Genomic DNA, 24,648 nt, shown 5'->3' with positions numbered 1-24,648 from the left:
TGGAACCATTCGAAACAGCACAGCTCTAAAACGACAAAGAATTGTACTTTAGCAGCTTGTTTGTTTTGGAACCATTCGAAACAGCACAGCTCTAAAACGATGCTGAATTGACTAAAACAGGAATCGGAGTTTTGGAACCATTCGAAACAGCACAGCTCTAAAACCTCGTGGACCAATTTTTATCTCGAAATTTCGTAATCACGCCATTCATCCCAGCTAGACTTCAGCTCGAATGATTCTCTATTTCTTTTATTATACCATATTTTCGCAGTTTAAAAAATAGTCTTGATCCAAGACATATTGTGGAAATTGATAAACTTTCCTTGGCTCTATGAACAAAACATTGATATTATTTAATTCAATATATTCGATTAATTTGACCAATTCATCTTTAGAAAAGTAAGCCGATACATTCACAAAAATCAGCAACTTCTTTTTCGATAAATATTTAAAAAATTGAATAATTTCTAAACTTTTATCAAACACAGTATCACTAGCCGTTTCAATCTTGACTCCCAAAGCATCAATTAGTTCTAATATCGTAATCTCATCATATTCCAAATCCAATTCATTTTCTAAGCACTCAAAGGCAATCAGCTCCGTAATAGTCGCAGCTAATTTATCCAACATGGACTTGACTTCTGGTTTCTCGTTTAGTTGTTCCTCCAAATCTGCATGAATCAGTTTTAACATCGCAGGAGAATTAATATTGTATCCCAAAACGTCTGTAATCAGTAATAATTCAGATTCTTTCAAAGATTTTAGTTTAGAGTCAAAAATTTTCAATTCGCTATCTTCTGAATACTGATAAAGATACCTTACCATATTTGAAAAAACCTTTTGCTCTTCTAAAACTAAAAAGGTAGAGCCTTTGATTTCAAGCGGCTCATCCAGAATAGGAAAATTAATCTTCAGCATCAAATCCCTCCCCTAAAAACACAAGACGAGAATCCGAATTAGCAATGCTAGTATCACACTCACCATTCAGGTAAATCATACGGGCAAACTGCTTTTCAGTCACGGTCAACAAGGTGATATTGCCTTTCTTTGGATTATTCTCTTTCAAGCGGGCAATCATGGCTGTATTGGCAGAGTTATTCAAAAGCAGCTTGCTGTATACTGAAAACTGATGCATGATGAAACCTTCGCTCAGTAAAAATTTTCGAAATTTACGATAAGCTTTGCGTTCCTCAGCAGTATCAGTTGGCATATCAAACATTAAAATCATTCGCATATATCGGTAACTCATATCCTAAACTCAGGAACTCCTTTCCCATCATTATTCAGCGCCTTGATTACCTTTTTGGTATAATCGCTGACAATATTTGTCAAATACATTTCCTTATTATTATAGAGATAGGTGTCTGAAAACATACTGAATAGCTCACGTTTTATTTTAACAAAAGAATTATTTCGATTTTCATAAACAATACGGTCAACGATTGGACGAAAAGGCTCCATAATATCACTAGCAAAGTTAAAATGATTGAATTGATTGGCATGCTTGAGACCAAATTGTGTCATACAGCCACATACAACCACCTCTCGAGCAAACATACTTAAAATTAAAGCATAGCCATAGTCCAGCCCTGCATTAATGTCATTATCCTGTTCCCTCGAAAAGTCATTACCAAATAAAGTGTTAAAGTAAATCCGCGCAGAATGACCCTCTCGATTACTCGGATCAAAAGGCTCTAATCCATGATACAAATCCATAATAGATTGAGCTTTTTCAAAATAAGAACATTCTCCTAAATAACATGACTGATTCAAAATCTTTTGAGCGATGATTCTTGTCCAAACATCACATTTTACCTCCTCTGCCCAAGAAATCTGATTATTCAGTTGCAGGCTGGAATCGTGACGCGCATAGTAAGGCATGAGCATAGCTACTGGCAGACGTTTATCATCACAAAAAATGACTAAAATATTTTCATCTACCAAGCGTTTTATCAGCATGGTAGATAAAACAATATCCGTTGTCTCAAGCAATAAGATATCCACCTCGGACAGATGGATGAGTTCTGTCCGATAGGCATCTTTAAAAATCAAATGATTGTTTTTATAGGAAAGTTTTGAATGTGTATTAACAACTACTGTCCGCCAGCCCATTAGTCTCCTCCTAACTTACTGAGATCAATCCGCGTTTCGTAAAGACCGGTGATGGATTGGTGGATGAGGGTTGCGTTACTTTCATTTTTCGATGCTTTATAATCAACATTTCGTAATTTAGGAGCTTCAAATAGACCTACTACATAGCCACTACTAGTACCACTTTTTGTCAAAGAAAAGAGTCTCAAGAAATTATCATAGTAATATCGGATAGTTTTTTCACTTAAATTAAAATCGGAATATTTTCTTAGTCTGTATACTTCTTTAGCCTGGGTAAATAGTGTTTTGCTACCTAACTGTTTTTCAGCGTATCCAAAAAGACTATTGACTATGTTATCAAATTCATACACATGACTCATTATATAATCTTGACTTTCTTTTATAGATTTTTCTGATTTTAAATCCATAAAATTCGATTTGGTCAAAAGGCGTTTCATATGAAAGAACAGCTCATTTTGTGTCTCGGTTAACTTAAACTGAGTGGCCTTATGAAAATTGGTTGTACTTTCAAAAAGCATTCTAGTTCCATCAATTTTTTGAATGAGTGAATATTTAGGTATTTTATAAAATGCTTGAACACTGTGTAAATTATTCTTTGTAAGAAAACCATTTTCGGAATCATCATTAAAAAAACTCATTGGGTCAGTATTAAACTTTGGATAATCAATAATATTAATATCGTAGAATTCCTTAACGACTTTTAATTTATTATTCTTATTGAATTTTTGCCCAATTACAAAAACCGCTAATGCTGAATTACGTTCATAGTAACCACCATAAAGTTTTGGATTTAAATATTTTTTGTTTTTTATTGGAAAACGTTTATCAACAGTGACAGAACTATCTTTAGGTATAATATTCTGTTTATAAAATGCTCCTTTTTTAATCATCGTTCGTTTAACAAAGTTGATTTGAGAATTGTAGATAACATCCTTTATGACTGGCAAATCCCTATTACAATCCCAAATATCTTTACTGACTTTAGAATCTGGATTATTAAAGAATCTCATGATGTTAGAATAGAGATGCTTTCTTATAGTTGCTTTATTCTCTTCATGGCGATTAAAGCGAGCATGGTGACCATATATCAGCTCAGGAACTAATTTGGGATAGGCTTTAAGAAGAGTTTGTCCTATAACGACAGCTAGATAAGCATCGTGAGCATGGTGATAATCATTCAACTCACGTATTTTTGCAATATGAAAGATATTTCTAAAATTGGTAACTAGTTGGGATTTTAAAGTAACGATTTTGGTTTCTGCAAAACGATCGTCTAGTATGCGAGCAACATGCTTTATAATTTGTCGTGTTTCAACTAACTGACGTTCAATAAAGCCAGCTTTCATGCTTTCAGTCAGAACACCATCTGGAGTTCGTTCGCTAGTAGTTAATCTTTGATACTTGGTTTGAGAAATTAATTTATTATTATATAGTTGTTCCCAGAAAGGTTTCATATTAGCAACTGTTTCTTTGTCCGGTATATTATTCAACTTTCTTTGATTATTTTCCCTATGAGTTAATACTTTATTATCGATTGAATCAATTGGTAAAAAACTATAAGGGATAATATGGTCTACTTCGTACTTATCCAGCTGGTCTCTATATAAAGGGGAAGGACTTCCTGTTTTATCTAAAGAATACATGTCTTTCCCATTTTGAAGGTAATATAAATATAGTTTTTCAGACTGTAATTGTTCATCTGTGTAAGGAACTTTCCCATTTTCTAGTACACTATTTTCAATATTTTTTAATGCAGATTCTAATTTAGTTTTACGTGTTTTAGCCTTTTTTTGTCCCTCTTCAGTAGTCATATTTTCACGAGCCATCTCAATAACGATATTTTGGGGTGGATAACCTATAATCTGAACCAGTTCATCAACGATTTTAATACTATTCAAAATTCCTCGTTTGATAGCTGGACTACCAGCCAACTTTTTAATTTCGTCAAATACATCATCTTCAACAGTTGATTTAGTTTGAATGGCCTTGATAGCAGAATCAAAGGATAAGGTGCAATCAGATATTAGCTGAGTTAAATTACGATTTTCATCATCATTTCGAAGGAACTGCAATAAATTAAAACCTGTATCCTCATCACGAATGCCTAATAATAGCTTAGTAGAATAACGTCCCCAGCCTGTATAGCGCAATTTCGAGAGTTGATTAATTTTCTCTTCATTCAAAAATTTAAGATGCCCAAAATATTTTGTAAGATAATCCTTTATAGATTTTTTGTCGTCAAAAACGGTAATAACTTTAATAATTTCTTCCAACTCATTTTGATAGACTTCAGAATCTAGTAGTTCCTTTGAAAAAATAGTTTTAAAATCATTATATGTTTTTAAAGTAGAATTAAGGGATTTACCTTTTTCAATTCCCGAAACAATTTCAACCGCTTGTAAATTTGTATAATTCTCCAAGTAATCAAGGAGCATTGCAGAACTGACACGCTTACTATTAGCTTTTAATAAGTTATTGATTATTTCTTGTCGCAGCTCTGAGTTGAAAAAGTGAGTTTTCCCATATTTGTCTTTATATTTTACCCGAGTTAGTTCATTTTGAAGCATGACTTCTTCATAGACCAAGCTACGCTTTGGTAAAACTTTTTCGTTCAAGAGAACAATATCATTTCCTATTAGATTAGTGATGAATGCTTCTCTAGTTTCATCCATATTTATCAGTTTATGATAGTTCCAAGGACGTATTCTGCCATTTCTAGTATCTTCATCAGTATCATCTAAAATATCAGAGGTAGTAGCTCGTTTCACCCAAGCAAATCGACTATTATTTCCTTTTGCAAGCGGACCTACGTAATAAGGAATCCTAAATGTCAGAATAGATAGTAATTTATCTTTGTTTTCAAGTAAAAATGGATAATCTTTTCCTTGTCTTTCTATAATCTTTTCCAGTTCATAAGCGTGAATTTGATTAGGAATAGCTCCATTGTCAGATGTACGAAGTTTTCTAAGAAATGTTCCGTCTGATATTTTGTTAAGAAAATATTCTGCCCCTTCTATACCAGTTATTTTTCCTCTAATATAATCATAAAAATTTTGTTGTATCGTTTTTTGTTTCTGTGGATTAGTCAATACCATCTTGTTGGATATGTATCCAACATATCCCTTTGTTTCCTTATCTACATCAAACCCATTTGGTGTTTTTCTACCAAAAATATCTAAGTAATCTTGTTCAGATAGATTCTGTTTAACAAAAGTTTTGAAACGTTGCAAATCTTTACGGTGTTCCTCGTATCGCTCAATCATAGTAGCAGAAAAGCGAGCATGAGTTGCTCCGGTGTATGTAAGCATGCCAGATAGGAGGATAGTATTACGTAAAATTTTTAGTTTAGCAAACACATCGGAAAAGTCTTCATCTAATGTACCTAGAAGATTTTCTAGATTTTCATCATAGTTTTCTTTAGAGAAATCAAGATCCGGTTCATCCTCTAATTCAAAACAATCTTTAAATTTCGTTTTTAATCCAAATAGTAGCTGTAGTAGCTGTTTGAAAATACTCTTGTCTTTTTTTAGAAGCTCTTGTTGAAAATAGGATAGTATTTTTTTAACTTTTTCTTGTCTGTTATCACTGGACTTAAATATATCTACTATGGTTTTAGATTCATCAGAGATTTCCAAATCGAAAACTTCTTGACAAGATTCAATAAAATCAGTCCAAGAACTTTGCATATTGATATGGTTAGGATTGATCTTATCTAACGTTAAAAAATGACCTCTATACTTTAAAATATGCGATAATGCCATGTAAACTTCACGAATATCTGCTACGGTAGAATTTACATCTGCATCTGCTAAGTGCTTTCGTAAATGGTAAATCGTAGGATACTTCTTGTGATAGGCGATTTCCAATTCTTTATTACCAAAAAATGGTTGTTTTACCTGTAAGTCCTCACTTTTGTCACCAAGAACTCTAAAGCTTTCATCTAATCTACGATAAAAATTCTTATCTACTTTTTCGATCTCTTTTTGAAAAATATCTCGTAAATACGCAATTCTATGATTCCTTCTATCAATTCTACGGCGATTAACACGGAAAATTCGAGTTCCTTGAGCTGGTTGAGCAGACACAAAGGTTGTAGCCCCAATTAAATTTTTCTTTATTTTTTCTTTTTCTGTATTACCTAAGACTTTAAATTTAAAGGCAGGGATACGATGGTCTTCAGTGACAACTGCGTAACCTACTGATGACACACCTATATCTAGACCAATTGAATACGTTTTTTTCATAATCAACTCCTTAAATAAACTTTTTTATTGTAATATTATTTTAACAAAAAAACGTTTACATTTAAAGAAAATTATTGTATAATAATTATGTTGGAATCATTCGAAACAACACAGCAAGTTAAAATAAGGCTTTGTCCGTACTCAACTTAAAAAGTGCGCACCGATTCGGTGCTTTTTTATTTCAATCAGGAACACAAAAAAACAGCCTTACGACTGTTTTTATTTTTATCCTACAGAGCCTTCCATACTCATGTTAATGAGTTGGTTGAGCTCCACTGCGTATTCCATTGGAAGTTCTTTGGTGATCGGTTCCATGAAACCATTGATAATCATAGCCGTTGCTTCTTCTTCGCTAATGCCACGGCTCATGAGATAATAAAGCTGATCCTCCGAAACCTTAGAAACCTTAGCTTCGTGTTCCAGTGCAACATTCGAATTGTGAATTTCATTAAATGGAATGGTATCTGAGCTGGATTCACCATCCATAAGAATCGTGTCGCACTCAATGTGAGACTTTGAACCAGCACTATTCTTGCCAAAACGGACTTGACCGCGATAATCTGTCTTACCTCCGTCTTTTGCAACAGATTTAGAAATTAATGTGCTAGAAGTCTTTGGCGCATTGTGATAAACTTTACAGCCTGCATCTAAATGCTGACCATAATTAGCAAAGGACATAGAAAGGACCGAAGTTCTTGCATTACGACCATTAAGAATGCTACAAGGATATTTCATATTAACCTTGCTGCCTAGATTTCCGTCAATCCATTCCAGAGTACCGCCTTCTTCAACCGTTCCACGCTCGGTCACCAGATTATAAACATTGTCCGACCAATTTTGAATCGTTGTATAGCGGAAGAAAGCATCCTTTTTAACAATAATTTCTACATTTGCAGCATGAAGACTATTGGTCGTATAAGTCGGCGCTGTGCAGCCCTCAATGTATTGAATAGAGCCACCCTCTTCTACGATAATGAGCGAGCGTTCAAATTGACCAGCATTTTCTCCATTGATACGAAAGTATGTCTGAACCGGCACCTGACATTGAACATTTTTTGGCACATAGATAAAGGTCCCACCCGACCAAACTGCACTGTTTAAAGCGGAAAACTTATGCTCTGCATTAGAAATGACTGTGCCAAAGTATTTTTTCACCAAATCCGGATATTCTTGTACTGCCGTGTCGGTATCGGTAAAGATAATGCCTTGCTTGGCAAATTCTTCTTTCATGTTATGATAGACTACCTCAGATTCATATTGAGCAACAGCTCCTGACAAAAATTGGCGCTCTGCTTCAGGAATACCCAAACGCTCAAAGGTTTTCTTTATTTCATCTGGCACTTCATCCCAACTTCTAGCCCGATCTCCACTTAATTTTTGATAATAGATAATATCATCAAATCGTATGCCGGATAAATCTGGTCCAAAATCAGGCATGGGCAACTTATGGAACAATTCTAAAGAACGCAAACGATAATCCAGCATCCATTGCGGTTCATTTTTAATTTCAGAAATTTCACGAACAACCTCTTCTGTCAGACCCTTACCAGTCGAGAACAAAGGCTTCACATCGTCATGAAATCCAAAAGCATAATCTCGTACTTTCGTCATCTCATTCCTCCCATTGATACAAATTATCTTCTCTTATTATACTATTCTATATTAGAAATGTCAGAATATATGCCTAAAATATAATAAATTAAGCTAAAAAAGACTAGGAAAATTTCCCAGCCTTCTTACATGATTACCGTACTTTTTCGGCTAATGTTTCAGCGAATTTCTCCAGATTTTCAATATCTTCATCTTCTGCTGATAGATCGACTTTGACATTTTCAGCACCTTTTTCAGCACCTGTTGCCGCAAAAGCACGATCAAAGTCATCTACGGCCTTACAAAACTCATCATAGAATGTATCGCCCGATCCGACAACACCATAAATCTTTCCGGTCAAGTCAAGACTAGCTAAATCTTCATAAAAATCAACAATTTCATCAGGCAACTCGCCGTCACCATATGTGTAAGAAGCAATGATTGCAATATCTGCTTCTAGAAATTCTTCTGCATCAACCGTTGTGCATTCATCAATATCTACTTCTAAACCAAGTTCTTTTAATTTATCAGCTACAATATCTGCAATTTCTTCTGTATTTCCTGTCATACTCGCAAATACAATTTTTGCTAACGCCATAATTTCCTCCAAAAAATTCTATCAATTTATTATAACATATTGAACAAATAGTTGCACTTGAAATCTCTTGAAGGTTGGTTGCTCCTCACTTTTACTTTTTAAAATAGCTACCTTATGATACAATAAATAGAAGGTAGAGTGGAGGTTAGAATATGGAAATTTTCAAGCAAATTTTACATAAAATTAAAGAATATGATACAATCATCATCCATCGTCACATGCGGCCCGATCCCGATGCATTAGGAAGTCAAGTCGGTTTAAAAAAATTACTTCAAGTCAATTTTCCTGAGAAAAAGATTAAAGCAGCGGGAAAGACTGAACCTACTCTTGCTTGGCTGGCCAAAATGGATGATGTTTCAGACGATGATTACAAACATGCTTTAGTGATTGTTTGTGATACAGCAAATACTGCTCGGATTGATGACGAACGGTACAACAAAGGAGATTTTCTCATCAAAATCGATCATCATCCAAACGATGACATTTACGGAGACATTTCTTGGGTGGATACTAGCTCTAGTAGTGCTAGTGAGTTAATTGCTCTCTTTGCATTGGAAAACAAACTGAAACTAGATGATTATTCTGCTAAATTGCTTTATGCTGGAATTGTCGGTGATACAGGACGCTTCCTATATCCTGCCACAACTGCCCGCACAATGGCTGTCGCAAGTAAACTTCGCGAGTATCCCTTTGATTTTGCTGCTTTGGCTCGAAAAATGGACTCTTTCAGCTATCAAATCGCTAAACTTCAAGGCTATGTTTATGACCATTTAGAAGTCGATGAAAATGGTGCAGCTCGTGTCATTTTAACTCAGGAACTTCTCAAAGCCAATCATTTAACAGATGCTGACACTTCTGCTATCGTTTCAGCTCCGGGGCGTATTGACAGCGTTGAATTATGGGGAATTTTTGTTGAGCAAGAAAATGGCAATTATCGCGTTCGGTTGCGGAGTAAATTTATCCCGATTAATGAAGTAGCTAAAAAACACGACGGAGGCGGTCATCCTCTTGCCAGTGGTGCCAATGCTTACTCCAAAGAAGAAATCGAAGAAGTTTATCAAGAATTGAAAGAATTGGCAAAAAGGAAATAATTTGGTAGAAAAGACTTGTCAAATCCGCTAGAATTTGGTAAACTATCAAAGTAACGAATCTATGGCTCGCAGAGAGACCATGGCAGAAAGGAAATTTTTAAAAATGAGAAAAGATATTCATCCTGAATACCGTCCTGTTGTCTTTATGGATACTTCAACTGGCTACAAATTCCTTAGTGGTTCTACTAAGTATTCTAGCGAAACTGTTGAATGGGAAGATGGAAATACCTATCCACTAATCCGTGTGGAAATTTCATCAGATTCACATCCATTCTATACTGGACGCCAAAAATTCACTCAAGCAGACGGACGTGTGGATCGTTTCAACAAAAAATACGGTCTCAAATAATCAACCGCATTTATTGCTTAAAAACGTTGATACAAAGCCTTTTCCATTTTGGGAAAGGTTTTTTAGTACAATCAAAAAACTTGGAATCCACTACATTATGATTTCCAAGTTTTTACTCTTTCTTCGCATTCAGTATTTTAATTGTTGAATAATCAATATATGGCTATCCTTGAAACCCTATAAACTATGAGGCTCATTGGAGCCCATGATTAAAAAATTTCTGGGAACAAGTTGGACTATTTCTCCAGATGCTGTAAAATCAATCTTTCCTCCTAGACAGACAACAATCGCCAAAGCATCAGCTTTGTGTTTAGGAACTATTCTTTCTTCTCCTATCTACCATTTCTTATTGTACTCTTCTAATGCTGAACCGTTTTAATCCTTATAACCTCCCCCAGTAAAACCGTAATATTCTTCTAAAGATAGTCCTGAATCTGCAATCGCTTTTGCTTCTTTTCCAACATAACGAAGATGCCATTGCTCTGGCATATATCCAGTTTCATTCTCTTTTCCATTTAGATAACGCACAACAAATCCATATTCGGCTGCATGTTTCAAAAGCCATTGACTAGCCTTTTTTTCTGTCACTAGATTTCCGTCGGTGCCAATCAAGTCAAAAGCTAAGCCTGTTTGGTGTTCACTATAGCCAGGCCGAGCAGAATACCGATCCGCTGCTTCTTTTCCATCTTTATTAACATAATTTTGATAAAGTGTCACTTGCATTTGATAGCTACGAAAACCGCTATATTGATGACTGATAGGATAACCCTCACCTTGCATGGCAGCAATCAATTCCAGCAATTTTGCTTTAGCAGTAGGATTTTCACCGGGGTTATAATCTGAAGATAATGGATAATGTTTATTTGCGATAACAATCTCATCGTATTTCCCTTTTACACTATAGTAAGAACCATTATAATGAACTTTTGTTTTTTTCTTTGTTTGCTCAGAGGATCTAACTTTTGCAGATACAGCTTTTCCTTCTTGTTTCGTTTCCACATTTGTTTTCTTTCCTCCACAAGCTGTCAAAAGAAACAAACTCGCTAACAATAAAATGCCAATCCTTTTTTTCATCTGTATCGCCTCATTTATAGAATTTACTAATTTTCATTATAGGCGTAGATATACTATCTGTCAATTCAAAAAAGCATGCAATTGCATACTTTTAATTTTTTTATAGTTAATTATTTAGTACAACCACTTTACCAAATCCCGCTTGACTTTCGATATAAGAATGGGCTGCTGGGATTTGCTCTAACGAAAAGATTCGTTGAGGAGATACATTGATTTTATAAGCATCAATATAGCTAAAAAGTTCATCAATAAGCTGCTGATGCACATTTCCTGAATAAAAACTAGTCAAATAACTATTGTTTCTTATTTCTACGATTGGATCAAACTCCTCTGCATACCATTTGCCACCTAATTGACCAGTGTTACAGATAATTCCTGCACTTTGAATATGGTCAAATGAATTTTTTAGAGTAGCCGAACCGACTAATTCAAGAATTTTATCAAACTTTTCCTCAGTTTGCAAAACTCCTCTTTCATCTAAAATAATTTCATCAAAGCCTTGCTGTTGAAGCAAGTCTTTTTTAGCAAGAGAACGAACTGAACCAACTACACGATTCTGTGGGAATTGTGCTTTTACTAACTTTAAAAAGGCTAACCCAACACCACTCGTTGCAGCTCGGACTAAGATTGAGTCTCCCTCTTTTATCTGCATATTTTTGAAGGAGCCAAAAGCAGTATAGTAGGTCTCTGGTACTGCTGCTAATTCCTCCCAAGATAATTGACTGTCTACAGGGTAAATCTGCTCATTTGGAAGTAATACATATTCAGCATAAGAACCGTCATACGCACGTCCCATTTCGCCCATAATAGAAACAATTTTTTGCCCTTCCTGCAAATCTCTCCTTGTCGTTTCAACTACTTGTCCTACACACTCAATTCCTAAAATACGAGGGAATTGAACAGTTGGAGATAAACCTTTCCGAGTAAAAATTTCTGAATGATTGATACCAAAACCTTTGATTTTGACTAAGGTCCATCCTTCTTTTACAGATGGGATAGCTCGTTCTTCTAGAACAAATTTCTCTGGACCGCCTGGCTCATAAATCACCATTGCTTTCATTTTATTTCTCATTAGTTAAACCTCCTATTCCCTATTCGCAAACATAGATTTTAACTAGCTAATTCGAGCAATTTTCTTACAAATTCATTAGCTGGCTGTTGTTTGATTTCTTCTGGCGTGCCATATTGCTGAATTTCTCCCATATCTAACACCAAGATTTTAGTGCCTAATTTTAGTGCCTCTGCTATATCATGCGTGATAAAAATAACGGTAATTCCTGTTTCTTCATGCAAGGATTTCAACTCATGCTGCAGTTGATAGCGCGTAATAGCATCCACTGCTCCAAAAGGCTCATCCATTAGCAAAATATTAGGAGTTGCAGCTAATGCACGTGCAATCCCCACTCGTTGAGCCTGTCCACCAGAAAGAGCAGACGGATAACGATTTTTCAAATCATTTTCCAAGCCTAGCATAGCTAATTTTTTATCTACAATCCGGTCAATGTCTGCTTGACTTTTCTTTTGCAAATTTAAGACGTAAGCAATATTTTCAGCAACTGTCAAATGCGGAAACAAGCCATTTCCCTGAATAGAATAACCAATTTTCCGCCGCAATTCAATCAAATCCGTGTCTTGAACATCTTGACCATTGATAAGGATTTGCCCTTGGTTCGGCTTGACCAAACCATTTACCATTTTTAACAATGTCGTTTTTCCTGAACCAGAAGTTCCTACAATCGTCAGAAAGGCTCCATCTTCAATTTTTAAGTCTAATTGTTTGATAATGTCGCGGTTTCCGTAAAATTTGCTGACATTTTTATATTCAATCATTTCTTCAAAATTCCTTTCTCTACAAGATAGTCATGAGCAACTTTAGCAGGTTCTTCTTTATCATTTTCTACTTTGTGGTTCAATTCTGCCATTTTGCTATCGTTCAAAATACCATCTAATTTAGCCAGTGCTCTTTTCAATTGAGGGTATTTTTTAAGAGTTGTTGACCGAACAACCGTTCCTGCTTGATAAGAAGGATAGATTTTTTTATCATCTTTCAAAACGACGAGATTTGCTCCATGAAGCTGTCCATCTGTAGTGAAAATATCAATTGCATCCACTCTACCAGATTTAACTGCCTGATATTTCAGTCCGCTATCCATGTCCACTTGCGACTTGAATTTCATACCATAGGTTGATTGCAATCGGGCAAAACCGTCTTCTCGACCAAAGAAGTCATACTCTGCACCAAAGGTTAAATTGGAACCTGCTTTTGCAAGATCACTAAAAGTTTTAATATTGTATTTTTCTGCAATATCCTTACGAACTGCCAAACCATAAGTGTTATTAAACCCAAATGTATTTGCCCATTCTAATTGATATTTTTTACGATATTGACTTTCAAGTATCTTAAATTGACTTTCATCATATGAACCTGATTGTTTAAGAATAACTTCCCAGATTGTACCGGTGTATTCTGCATAAATATCAAAATCACCTTTCAACATAGCCGGGTGAATATTGGCAGTCCCACCACCGACACCTTTAGTCATTTTGACCTTAAGATTGGTGTATTCTTCAATAACTTGCTTTTGCATTTCACCTAAGATATAGTTTTCTGTCTGTGGTTTGGTCGCAATTTTCACGGTTCCGCCCATTGGATTCATTTGGAAAAATGCGATGGTTCCTGCCATCAAAAGAACTATAGAGCTGAAAACAGCTAACCATTTTTTAGATACTTTTTTATGACGTAAGATTGATTTTTCAACCAAAGAAAGAAGAAAATCAAAGACCAATGCCAATAGGGCGACTAAAACACTTCCGACCAAAGTTAGGGTTTGGTTATTAGTTGTAATCCCACGGTAAATTGCTACACCAAGACCGCCAGCACCAACGAAAGAAGCGATCCCCGCAAGAGCTATGGTCATTGTAACCATATTACGGAAACCTGCCATCATAATCGGAAAGGCAAGGGGCAGTTGCACCTTGGTTAAAATCTGCTTGCGTGTAGAACCCATTCCTTCTGCTGCTTCAATGAGAAGCGGGTCAACACCAGAAATGCCTGTATAAGTACTCCGTACCATTGGTAACAGGGCATATAAGGTTAATGCTACAATTGCTGTCTTATTACCAATCCCCGTAATCGAAATCAGAATCCCTAAAAGTGCAATAGAGGGAATTGTATAAAGAGTATTCACTAAACCAATAACGACTCCAGCCCAGCTTTTTTTGAAACTAATAAAAATCCCAAGTCCAACTCCAAAAATCAAAGCAAATAAGATAGACAAACCCGATATCCAGACATGATCCCAGATAAGACCTAACAGAAACTGCCATTGATTGGTGACTAATTTGATTAACTCGTTCATGCTTCATCCTTTCTTGATTGGCTTAAATTTACTAAAATACGCTCTAAATAAATCTCAAATTCACTGATTTCCAGATCAGAAAAACCACTGTAAAAGATTTCAATGATTTCATCAGAAATTGCATCATATTCTGCTTTTAATCCTTTTGCATAATCTGTCAGACAAATCATCTTTTTCCGCTTATCTTTTTCATGAGAACACCGTTCCACAAGCTTCATGCGAATCATTCGGTCAATCATTTTGGTCAGAGTGTTCAACGTCAAGCCAGTCTGCTCTGACAGTTCGGTTTGGCTTTGATAATCTTTTTGCCAAAGCGCGTGTAAAATACGTCCCTGTTCTCCATTAAAAGCTTGAATCCCTCGTTCTAACAAAATATGATTCATTAATCGATTAGATAAACGATGAATTTTCCCAATGTAAAATCCACTATTGACTACTTTTTTACCCATTTTTCTTCTTTCTAAAACATACGATATAGAAGTTTATTTATAATACTATATCGAACCTTTTTTGTCAAAGATTTGGTTTCAAAAAAAAGATGAGCAAGTGCTCATCTTGAAATAATCTGTTGAACATTCGCCCGCAAATCTGGTATCACTTGCTCTGCAAACCAAGGATTCTTGGCCAGCCAGATTTGATTTCGTGGAGATGGGTGAACAAGCGGGAAATATTCTGGCAAATAATCTTGATAATGTTTTACCGTATCGGTTAACTTTACAGTTCCCTTTTGATGAAGATAATACTTCTGAGCATATTGGCCAATAAGAATAGTTAATTCCAGATCTGGTAACAATTCTAAAATCTGTTGATGCCATTTTTCAGCAAAACCCTTGCGAGGTGGCAAATCACCTGATTTTCCATGCCCTGGAAAATAAAAGTCCATCGGAATCGCAGCAAAATAGCCAGAATGATAAAATGTATCATAGTCAACGCCCATCCATTCACGCAGGCGATCACCACTCTTATCATTCCAATATAAACGTGTTTCCTGCGCTTTAATACCCGGAGCTTGACCAACAATATTGATCCGCGCCGACTTAGGAGCTGCAAAAAGCGGCTCAATTCCTCGCTCTGTATATACTTGATTTTGTGGATCAACCATAATAGCTTTCTTAATGTCTTCTAGCGTTTCCATTCCTTGTCTCTATTTTTGATAATTTTTCTTCATATAAGTTTTCAAATCAGTTGCCTGCCGTCCTGTGATTGTCCGAAAATCATCTGTCACAATGTCCAAGCATCCTTGACTCCCAGCTTGGTAGAGAGAAGCCAGCACAACTCCAAATCCTTTGGGCTGATCATAAAGAGCAGCAAATTCCTCAACTGTCACCGGCTGGTAGTCAATTTCATGACCCGATATTTCAGACAAAAGATCAGCTAATTCTAGCATTGTATAGTTACGACCTTGAGTCAAAATGTATGTTTTTCCTTGTAGAGCAGACGACATAGCTAGTTTGACAATGGCTACTGCACTATCTTCCCGCGAAATAAAGCTCATTTTCGAATTTCCCATTGGATAAATGACAGCCTTGCGCTCTATTAACTCAGGTAAGTAAGGCACCAATGGATCAGCATACATAGCATTTTTGATAATGCTGTAAGAAAATCCAGCCGATGCTAGACGAGTATTTGCATAAGCAAAGAAAGCTGCCATGTGAAATGGACTATTGACTTGATCAGCAAAAAATCCAACAAAGATAAAGTGCTTAACTCCAGCTCTTTCTGCTGCAACGACTGAATTTTCAAATTCTGGCACACGCACAATGCTTGGATGAGAAATACTTGGAATGTAAATCAAGATATCCGTTCCACGCCAAGCTGCGACCATAGAATCTACATCTAAATAATCAGCTGATCTGACATCAATCCCTGCTGCTGCATATTGACTCGCTTTTTGGGGACTCCGAACAGATAACCGAATTTCATTAGTGTCTAACTGTTTCTGTGCTTCGGCAACGACCTTTTGCCCCAATTGACCTGTCGCACTCGTAATTGTATAAATCATAATATTCCCCTTTCTTTGAAAGAAACTCAACTATTTCTAGCTGAGTTTACATGCTTTATTTGATTAATTCATAAATTGCTTCTGCATAAATAGCAGCAGCTCGGAACAGGTCTTCTATATCTATAAATTCATTTGCTTGGTGCATAGTATCTGTATATCCTGGGAACATAGCACCATAAGCAACACCGCGTTTCAAGAGACGACCAAAGGTTCCTCCACCAATAATTTGTTCATGACCTTTTAGACCTGTTTGTTTTTCATACACGTTCAAAAGCGTTGTCACAAGCGGATCTTCCATTGGAACATAGTGAGGAACATGCTCGTGCTCTGACAATGTCACATTTTCCACAGGTAAGTTTTCCAATTTAGATTTGATTGATGCTGGATTGGTTCCTTGTGGATAGCGGAAATTAAGAGCAATGGTGTTGTCATCGCTTGTTTCATCAAATCGGAAGACCCCTGCATTCATAGAAAGAGCACCCATTTTTTCATCTACATAGTCCACTTTTAAGGCTTTCCCTTCGTGGTCTTCTAAAAGAATGTTTCCTGCCACTTCAAGATAGTCTTTAGCGGAATCTGCAAAATCAAACTGGGTCAAGAAGTTAGCCAGATAAGTCGCGCCATTGACACCAGATTGTGGCGAAGCCCCATGGGCAGATTTCCCAATAATCATTACTGCCATTTGCCCATTTGATAATTCTTGGTATTCAAAGCGAAGTCCATGTTCTTTGGCAAATTCGTCTAATTTATCTACAAGATTTGGCATATTTCCTGATACTACTGCTGTTGCAGATTCAGGAACCATATTTTCACGAAGTCCGCCAGTAAAGCTATGCAAGCGCGCAGCTCCGCTATTTTCCCCTGCAAAATGAAGATATTCAGTAATATTTCCTTTTTCACCATTGATAATCGGAAATTCTGCATCTGGCGAAAAACCAAAATCTGGCTCTGAAAGACCAACATGTTTGAAATAATAGTCCATATCAGCCCAACCAGATTCTTCATCTGTACCAACTACAAAACGAACTTTCTTAGACGTCGACAAACCTAATTCTTTGATGATTTTCAGTCCATAATAGCAAGCCATCGTTGGCCCTTTGTCATCACTCGCACCACGCGCATAGAGTTTTCCATCTTTAATTGTTGGTGTATAAGGATCTGTATCCCAACCGCTTCCAGCCGGCACCACATCCATGTGTGCAAAAATTCCAAGAACTTCAGCTCCTTCGCCATATTCAAAATGCCCTGCATAATTGTCCACATTCTTCGTTGAATAACCATCACGCGCAGCTAATTCTAAGAATTTTTCCAAAGCCTTAACAGGTCCAGGCCCGAAAGGATGTTCTTTATCTGCTTTCGTATCATCTCGCTCGGAGTTGATTTCCAAAAGGCTAAATAAGTCAGCCAATAGAGCATCGCGACGTTTTTCAACCTCTGCTTTAAAATCAATCGTCATAAAATCATATTCCTTTCTATCAACGTTTTTCAATAATCTCATCCACTGGCAAACGATAGCTTGGATCCAGTTTATCGTCTGTGTAGCCAACAGTAATTAAAAGTTCTGGACGGAAGCGCTCATCAATGTCTAGCACTTGATTGACTTTTGATTTATCAAATCCAAGGATAATATTGGAACTAATGCCTTGATCAGTCAATGCCAACACTAAATTCATAGCTACCAATCCAGCATTGAGAGCTAAATAATCACTCTTTTGCTGTTCAGTGTAATGACTGTACTGAGTCGGAAGATTTTGCATGTAATATTGCAATTTTTCTTCAGACATATTTTTTATACCAGCAGTACGAGCAATCTTACGAGCGCGCTGCACCAAGTCTGTATCTGTAAAGAGAGCAATCGTCACAGGCGCTTCTTTGATTTGCTCCTGATTAGCATTAAAGGCAATCTCAGCCAAGTCTGCATTTCTCTCACGCACAACTACAAATTTCCAAGGCTGGCTATTATGAGCACTTGGCGCTAAAGTTGCAATTTCAATCGCCATTCGCACATCTTTTGGATCAACTGCTTTATCATTGAAATGCTTAGTTGCATGACGCTTTTTATTTAATTCAAGAAATTTCATAAGGACTTTCCTTTTCTTATTATACTCATTCCATTTTACCATAAATTAGAAGAGCTTGCAGGGGTTTTGTGAGAACTAAAATATTTTATTTGGAGGTCATAATCACTTTTCTTTATTAATTTTTTAAAACTCTATTTGGAAACTTTTTTACTATCATCTTATCAGATAATATAATATTTGGAAATTATATAGCACTTTAAATCAATCACAATATGTAGTATTTTAAAACAAGATTTTTGTAAATTTGACAACTACACTTTGTATTTGTGTAAACAACTATATAATTCTCTGCTTTTAGTTAAAAATTTTTTAAAGTTAGAAATTCAAGCAGGTTATATCACAAAAGACCGTTTGCACGGTCTTAGTTTGTGAATGATTATAATTCAAGATAAACATTTATTCTTTGATTTCAGAAAACTCGGCATCAATTATTTCACTGTCATTTAATCTATCTTTGAATTCTGGTTTTAGCTCGTCTTCAATATCAAACTCTACTTCAAATTCTCCATTTAATATTTTTTCAAATGTATCAGCAAGTCTTGCTCCCATTGGTTTAAATGTAATGTAAGTAATTCCTCCTGAAGCTAATCCTCCTATAATTGGAACTGTTTTTGTAATTATAGAACCAACTGATTTTTTTGTAATGTCTACGCTAATGATTGCCCCGACTTTTTTCACAAGAGGATACCAAGCCGTTTTAGTTAATGCTTTCTGAGCTACCTTTTTCCCAAGATTCATTCCTGCTGCCTTAGAAACATTTGCAATCAATGCACTCGCTCCACTCGCACCGAACATTATTCCAAGGTAAGAGATAACTCGTATTTGTACTTCTTCAGGTAGTTCCTTATAGTTTCCTTCATATAAGTCGTCTTCTCCAAATAAGTAAGCAATTTGTTGAGCTAAATTTAGAGCAAAGCCCATATATTGAGCAACATCTGCTCCCCCAGCAACGGCAGCTGTTACCGGATTTGAAGGTAATCCAGCAACAAAAGAAGTGAAAGAAGTTTTAGTGGTGCTATCTTTGATTATTTTTTCAGCTCGTTTTCTCAATGCCTCTGGTGTGAAAACTTTTTGAGGTCCATGTTCTAAAATACTATCAAGATATCTACTATCTTTAAATTGTTTACGTAGAAATTCTTCTCTATCTACCTTCACAAATGGAAGTTGACTTGCCGCATTGATTGTCTGTATAACTACAGCATAAGCATCATTTTGATTCATAAAAATTCTCCTTAAAATAGTCTCTTTTTATTATATATATATATATTGTCAAGCATTTTACTCTTATTATTTTCATATTTTTGTAAAATAATAAAATAAAATCAGTTAAGGAGTATTTTTATTCTTACTGTTCTAGTTCTACTCTAGGCTCTCTCAATTTTCTCTGCACAGCCTCTGCAACTTTTCGCGGTACGCCTACTTCGACAATTTCCTCAACACTAGCTTTCTTGATATTGGCCAAAGATTTAAAATGTCGCATCAGATTTTGCTTGCGTTTGGGCCCCAGTCCTTCAATGCCATCTAGTTGTGATGAGAAGGAATTCTTAGACCGGAGCTGGCGATGGAAGGTAATGGCAAAGCGGTGGACTTCATCTTGGATGCGCTGCAAAAGGAAAAATTCCTGTGAATTGCGAGATAATTCGACCACTTCCAATGGATCACCAAAAAGTAATTCATGAGTCTGATGCTTGTCGTTCTTTTGCAAACCAGCGATAGGAATATCTAAACCTAATTGATGTTGAATGACGTCTTTAGCAACGTTGACTTGGCCCTGACCACCATCAATGACAATCAGATCAGGCGGTATTAAACCATCTCGCATAACTCGGCTGTAGCGACGCTTGATGACTTCCCGCATACTGGCATAGTCATCCGGACCGATAACTGTCTTAATCTTATACTTGCGATAATCTTTTTTGCTGGGTTTGCCATTAATAAAAACCACCATAGCTGAAACAGGACTTGTTCCCATAATATTGGAATTATCAAACGACTCAATCCGAACTGGAGTGGGAATATTGAGGAGCCGGCCTAGATTTTCAATTGCTCCTTGCGTTTTTTCAACAGATTTCTCTAATAAGTCAAACTTCTGCTGTAAACTAACTTGAGCATTCTTAATTGCCAGATTGACCAGCTGTTTCTTTTCTCCTCGTTGAGGCTTGAGAATTTTTGTATCCACCACAGCCCGTACTGATTCCTCGTCAATATCAGATGGAATCAAAATTTCATTGGGCACCAGATGAGATGTATTCTGATAAAATTGTCCAATATAAGTAAGAAAATCCTCGTCAGGGTCATTGTAATAAGGAAACATATTTACATCTCGCTCAATGAGTTTTCCTTGACGGACAAAGAAAACCTGCACACACATCCATCCTTTGTCCACATAATAGCCAAAGACATCCCGATTTTGTAAATCCCTTGCCATCACTCGTTGCTTGGTGCGAAGTGTCGCAATACTTTGAAGCAAATCTCGGTATTCAGCTGCTTTTTCAAATTCCATCTTTTCAGCAGCACTAGTCATTTTTCCTTTCAATTCATCAATAATCTTATTATCATGACCTTTGAGGAAATCTGCTACTTCTTGAGCCATCTCTTGAAAGAAATGTGGATCATTATGGCAGATAGTATGAGCTCGACACTGTCCGATATGATAGTAGAAGCAAACTTTCTCAGGTGGATTGGTACACTTGCGGAAAGGAAAAATGCGATCCAGCAGGCGCTTAATTTCATTTGCAGCACCTACATCAGGATACGGGCCAAAATATAAACCACCATCTTTCTTAACCTGACGTGTGATTATAAGCCGCGGATATGTCTCATTGGTAATTTTGATAAAAGGATAGGACTTATCGTCCTTAAGCATGATGTTGTATTTGGGTTGATTTTCCTTGATAAGATTGATTTCAAGCAACAAAGCTTCAATATTAGACTCAGTGACAATAAACTCAAAATCCTCAACCTCAGACACTAACGCTTCCGTTTTAGTATCATGACTTCCGCGAAAATACGAGCGCACCCGATTGCGCAGATTCTTAGCTTTTCCTACATAGATGATCGTACCATTTTTATCCTTGTGGATATAACAGCCTGGGCTAGTCGGCAATAACTCTAATTTTGATTTAATTAAGTTGTTCATAATTATCATTATAGCAAAATTAGCTAAAAGGAAGTAAAAAGGAACATCGACAGCCTAAATGATTACTATAGAAAAGGGCAAGCAAATAAATATTAAAAATTTTAAGCCCATAGCTTCACTATCACAAGGTTTAAATAGGTTATTAGAAGTATACTTTAGGTTGTAGATAGAATAAATCTTTTTTCATTGAGTATTTCTCCAGATTTACAAAACGAACAAAAGGTTGACTTGCTCCGCAATTTTTCCTACTACTTTTTAATAATTGGCTATTGTATCAAAATTTTTTGTTATCACAAAGAAAGGCAGGGATGCTACTATCCCTGCCTTTCCATCATCAACACTACAATTGTCCTCGTTGACAATAGTTTCTGTTGTGATATTATTCAAAATCAAGATATTCTTTTTCAAGTTCAAGAACTTCTTCCATCGTTGCACATTCTGTAAGGGCACGTTGAGCCAGTTCTTGCATCTTCTTCGTATCCAATTTTTTCATCAAACTACGTGTACGAAGAACAGATGTGGCACTCATTGAAAACTCATCCAGACCAATACCAACTAGAAGTGGAACAGCAGTTTGATCACCCGCCATTTCACCACACATACCAGCCCACTTGCCTTCAGCATGAGCTGCTTTGACCACTCGATCCACTAAACGTAAGATAGATGGGTTGTATGGTTGATAAAGGTAAGAAACTTGTTCATTCATACGATCTGCAGCCATTGTGTATTGAATCAAGTCATTAGTACCAATTGAGAAGAAGTCAACTTCTTTTGCAAATTGATCAGCCAACATAGCTGCTGCTGGAATTTCAATCATAATACCAACTTGAATATTGTCCGCAACTGCAACACCTTCCGCAAGCAATTTAGCTTTTTCTTCTTCCAAAATACCTTTTGCGGCACGGAATTCAGTCAACAAAGCAACCATTGGGAACATGATGCGCAATTGCCCATGAACAGATGCACGCAAAAGTGCACGTAATTGTGTGCGGAACATTGCATTTCCTGTTTCCGAAATTGAAATACGAAGCGCACGGAATCCAAGGAATGGATTCATTTCTTTTGGAAGATCAAAGTAAGGAAGCTCTTTGTCCCCGCCAATATCCATTGTACGGACAACAACTGGCTTACCATTCATGCCTTCCAAAACAGCTTTGTAAGCTTCATATTGCTCATCTTCTGTTGGGAAATCTTGGGAATCCATGTAAAGGAATTCAGTACGGTAAAGTCCGACAGCTTCAGCGCCATTAGCGTTGACACCTTCAACATCTTTTGGTGTACCGATGTTTGCAGCCAGTTCAAAATGTTTTCCGTCAGCTGTTACTGTTTCAGCATCTTTCAGTAAATCCCATTCAGCCTTTTGTTTGGCATAAGCTTCACCAGCTGCTTTAAAATCTGCAATTTGTTCTTCGGTTGGATTGATAATCACTTCCCCAGTGATACCATTTGCAGCAATCACATCACCGTCTTTCACTAATTCGGTAATGTTATTCGTTCCAAGAACTGCAGCAATTTCAAGAGTACGAGCCATAATAGCAGAGTGACTTGTACGTCCACCGATGTTTGTTACAAAAGCTTTAACAAAATTCTTATCTAACTGAGCTGTATCAGAAGGTGTTAAATCATGTGCAATCACTACTACTTCTTCATTGATCATAGCAGGATTTGGTAGGCGAACTCCAAGCAAATGTGCAAGCACACGTTTTGTAACGTCACGAATATCAGCTGCACGTTCTTGCATATATGGATTATCTTCCATATTTTCAAAAAGCGTGATAAACATATCCGTGACTTCTTTTAAGCCTGATTCTGCATTAACTTTCTTTGCACGGATTGTTTCCTTAATCTGACCAATCATTTCTGGGTCAGAGAGTACCATTAAATGAGCATCAAATACTTGCGCTGCTTCTTCACCAAGGGTTTCTACTGCTTTTTCACGGATAACAGAAAGCTCGTTTTGTGAAGCTTCAAGAGCTGCATCCAAACGAGCCTCTTCTGCATTTGTATCTTCGACTGAAGCAGTCTCGAATGATAAATCCGGTTGAACAAGTAGATATGCCTTAGCAACAGCAACACCATCAGATGCTGCGATTCCTTTAAGCATTTCTGTCATTTTATGCCAATCCTTCTTTTGTCATTGTTTCTGCGATTGCTACAATTGCATCATCTGCGTCTGCACCTTCAGCAGTAATTGTTACATCTGCACCTTGACCAACACCAAGGCTCATAACACCCATGATTGATTTAAGGTTTACTGATTTACCTTTATATTCAAGAGTGATATCTGAAGCAAATTTGCTAGCAGTTTGAACCAACAAAGTTGCTGGACGTGCATGAATACCTGTTTCTGCCACAATGTGGAAATCTTTAGAAGCCATAATTGGACTCTCCTTTAATGTAATCTTTTTGGGGTCATAAGTGATAACCCTTACAATTCTAGATTATAACATCTTTGTAAAATTTTTTCAAGAATTTTATGTGTATTCAGCAAGCCTTTTTTATGAGAATTACTGAAATTTTATTAAAACGATATTTTCATTATCCAATCTACAAACATATTTCCAATTGATTATCCACTGAGAAAAATTTGATTTAACAAAGCAAAAGATGTGATTTTCCTTTGATTTTTCATTTTTTAAAATACTATATCTAGTATCATTGAATTCAAAAAACAAAAATAAGCACAACATTTAGAATATAATAGTTGACAAAATTTCTCGTTTTGGATATACTAAATCCATACTGAATTTAAAGAAATTAGGAGTTCATTATGGTAACTATTTACTCAAAAAATAATTGCGTGCAATGCAAAATGACAAAACGCTTCTTAGATACGAATCATGTCGAATATCGTGAAATCAACTTGGACGAACAGCCTGAATACATCGATCATGTAAAAAGCTTAGGTTTCAATGCTGCACCGATTGTCCAAACTCCAACAGAAGCATTTTCCGGTTTTCAACCAGGTAAATTAAAAAAATTATCATAAAATTGTTGTAATCATAGAGC

22 protein-coding genes are annotated in these 24,648 nt (G+C 36.3%); 3 read left to right on the top strand and 19 right to left on the bottom strand.

All coding sequences use genetic code 11. From position 1 onward, the window contains the following. Positions 1-252 precede the first annotated feature (252 nt). From csn2 to HMPREF2963_RS08010, 6 genes are all read right to left on the bottom strand, one after another. Positions 253-915 (bottom strand): type II-A CRISPR-associated protein Csn2, encoded by a 663-nt coding sequence (gene csn2, locus HMPREF2963_RS08035; protein WP_070669436.1) that lies wholly within the window; start codon positions 913-915, stop codon positions 253-255. Further along, on the bottom strand, positions 905-1,249 hold the full coding sequence (cas2, locus tag HMPREF2963_RS08030) for a CRISPR-associated endonuclease Cas2 (protein ID WP_070669355.1): 345 nt from the start codon (positions 1,247-1,249) through the stop codon (positions 905-907). Before cas2 ends, csn2 begins: the two co-directional genes overlap by 11 nt. Then, positions 1,246-2,112, bottom strand: coding sequence for a type II CRISPR-associated endonuclease Cas1 (gene cas1, locus HMPREF2963_RS08025; protein ID WP_070669354.1), 867 nt, complete (start codon positions 2,110-2,112; stop codon positions 1,246-1,248). Before cas1 ends, cas2 begins: the two co-directional genes overlap by 4 nt. Beyond that, positions 2,112-6,356: a type II CRISPR RNA-guided endonuclease Cas9 gene (gene cas9, locus HMPREF2963_RS08020; protein WP_070669353.1), complete on the bottom strand. Its 4,245-nt coding sequence runs from the start codon at positions 6,354-6,356 to the stop codon at positions 2,112-2,114. The genes cas1 and cas9 overlap by 1 nt, the downstream gene beginning before the upstream one ends. Before the next feature lie 225 nt (positions 6,357-6,581). After that, on the bottom strand, positions 6,582-7,967 hold the full coding sequence (gene sufB / locus HMPREF2963_RS08015) for a Fe-S cluster assembly protein SufB (RefSeq protein WP_003036119.1): 1,386 nt from the start codon (positions 7,965-7,967) through the stop codon (positions 6,582-6,584). A gap of 133 nt (positions 7,968-8,100) precedes the next feature. After that, on the bottom strand, positions 8,101-8,544 hold the full coding sequence (locus HMPREF2963_RS08010; RefSeq protein WP_070669352.1) for a flavodoxin: 444 nt from the start codon (positions 8,542-8,544) through the stop codon (positions 8,101-8,103). A 152-nt stretch (positions 8,545-8,696) separates the two neighbouring features. On the opposite strand from HMPREF2963_RS08010, the gene HMPREF2963_RS08005 reads away from it, so the two are divergent. Together HMPREF2963_RS08005 and HMPREF2963_RS08000 are read left to right on the top strand one after the other, a co-directional pair. Beyond that, entirely contained in the window at positions 8,697-9,635 is a 939-nt protein-coding gene (locus HMPREF2963_RS08005) for a DHH family phosphoesterase (RefSeq protein ID WP_021001890.1), read from the top strand. Between the two features lie 103 nt (positions 9,636-9,738). Next, positions 9,739-9,984: a type B 50S ribosomal protein L31 gene (locus HMPREF2963_RS08000; protein WP_003023866.1), complete on the top strand. Its 246-nt coding sequence runs from the start codon at positions 9,739-9,741 to the stop codon at positions 9,982-9,984. Positions 9,985-10,359: 375 nt separating this feature from the next. Here HMPREF2963_RS08000 and ldcB read toward each other — a convergent pair whose 3' ends face one another. From ldcB to HMPREF2963_RS07935, 13 genes are all read right to left on the bottom strand, one after another. Beyond that, positions 10,360-11,058: an LD-carboxypeptidase LdcB/DacB gene (gene ldcB, locus HMPREF2963_RS07995; RefSeq protein ID WP_003068467.1), complete on the bottom strand. Its 699-nt coding sequence runs from the start codon at positions 11,056-11,058 to the stop codon at positions 10,360-10,362. A gap of 106 nt (positions 11,059-11,164) precedes the next feature. Further along, entirely contained in the window at positions 11,165-12,130 is a 966-nt protein-coding gene (locus HMPREF2963_RS07990; protein WP_148132075.1) for a zinc-binding alcohol dehydrogenase family protein, read from the bottom strand. Positions 12,131-12,168: 38 nt separating this feature from the next. Then, positions 12,169-12,888 carry an ATP-binding cassette domain-containing protein gene (locus tag HMPREF2963_RS07985; protein ID WP_003068463.1) on the bottom strand — a complete coding sequence of 240 codons (720 nt, stop codon included), beginning with the start codon at positions 12,886-12,888 and terminating at the stop codon, positions 12,169-12,171. Continuing rightward, a complete protein-coding gene (locus HMPREF2963_RS07980) occupies positions 12,885-14,417 on the bottom strand; it encodes an ABC transporter permease/substrate-binding protein (RefSeq protein WP_039677282.1) in 1,533 nt (510 codons plus the stop codon). Before HMPREF2963_RS07980 ends, HMPREF2963_RS07985 begins: the two co-directional genes overlap by 4 nt. Continuing rightward, the gene (locus HMPREF2963_RS07975; protein WP_006268509.1) at positions 14,414-14,866 is read right to left on the bottom strand and encodes a MarR family transcriptional regulator; all 453 of its coding nucleotides are present in this window, start codon (positions 14,864-14,866) and stop codon (positions 14,414-14,416) included. The genes HMPREF2963_RS07980 and HMPREF2963_RS07975 overlap by 4 nt, the downstream gene beginning before the upstream one ends. Before the next feature lie 101 nt (positions 14,867-14,967). After that, positions 14,968-15,552 (bottom strand): uracil-DNA glycosylase family protein, encoded by a 585-nt coding sequence (locus tag HMPREF2963_RS07970; RefSeq protein WP_048800882.1) that lies wholly within the window; start codon positions 15,550-15,552, stop codon positions 14,968-14,970. A 9-nt stretch (positions 15,553-15,561) separates the two neighbouring features. Further along, positions 15,562-16,419, bottom strand: a complete 858-nt coding sequence (locus HMPREF2963_RS07965; RefSeq protein ID WP_006268322.1) for an SDR family oxidoreductase — start codon at positions 16,417-16,419, stop codon at positions 15,562-15,564. 55 nt (positions 16,420-16,474) lie between these two features. Then, entirely contained in the window at positions 16,475-17,875 is a 1,401-nt protein-coding gene (pepV, locus tag HMPREF2963_RS07960) for a dipeptidase PepV (RefSeq protein WP_048800887.1), read from the bottom strand. A 19-nt stretch (positions 17,876-17,894) separates the two neighbouring features. After that, positions 17,895-18,500, bottom strand: a complete 606-nt coding sequence (locus tag HMPREF2963_RS07955) for a nitroreductase family protein (RefSeq protein ID WP_003068452.1) — start codon at positions 18,498-18,500, stop codon at positions 17,895-17,897. 396 nt (positions 18,501-18,896) lie between these two features. Then, entirely contained in the window at positions 18,897-19,721 is an 825-nt protein-coding gene (locus HMPREF2963_RS07950) for an ABC transporter ATPase (protein WP_070669351.1), read from the bottom strand. A gap of 124 nt (positions 19,722-19,845) precedes the next feature. Further along, positions 19,846-21,639 carry an excinuclease ABC subunit UvrC gene (gene uvrC / locus HMPREF2963_RS07945; protein ID WP_070669350.1) on the bottom strand — a complete coding sequence of 598 codons (1,794 nt, stop codon included), beginning with the start codon at positions 21,637-21,639 and terminating at the stop codon, positions 19,846-19,848. Between the two features lie 379 nt (positions 21,640-22,018). Beyond that, on the bottom strand, positions 22,019-23,752 hold the full coding sequence (ptsP, locus tag HMPREF2963_RS07940; protein ID WP_003068445.1) for a phosphoenolpyruvate--protein phosphotransferase: 1,734 nt from the start codon (positions 23,750-23,752) through the stop codon (positions 22,019-22,021). 1 nt (position 23,753) lies between these two features. Further along, a complete protein-coding gene (locus tag HMPREF2963_RS07935) occupies positions 23,754-24,017 on the bottom strand; it encodes a phosphocarrier protein HPr (RefSeq protein ID WP_003023815.1) in 264 nt (87 codons plus the stop codon). Between the two features lie 392 nt (positions 24,018-24,409). Here HMPREF2963_RS07935 and nrdH point away from each other — a divergent pair, with 392 nt between their 5' ends. Beyond that, entirely contained in the window at positions 24,410-24,628 is a 219-nt protein-coding gene (gene nrdH, locus HMPREF2963_RS07930) for a glutaredoxin-like protein NrdH (RefSeq protein WP_006269677.1), read from the top strand. Positions 24,629-24,648 lie beyond the last annotated feature (20 nt).

Source organism: Streptococcus sp. HMSC067A03 (assembly GCF_001814295.1).
Lineage (GTDB): Bacteria > Bacillota > Bacilli > Lactobacillales > Streptococcaceae > Streptococcus > Streptococcus constellatus.
The sequence above is the reverse complement of the archived record's forward strand: the minus strand, read 5'-3'. Positions and strand labels throughout refer to the sequence as shown.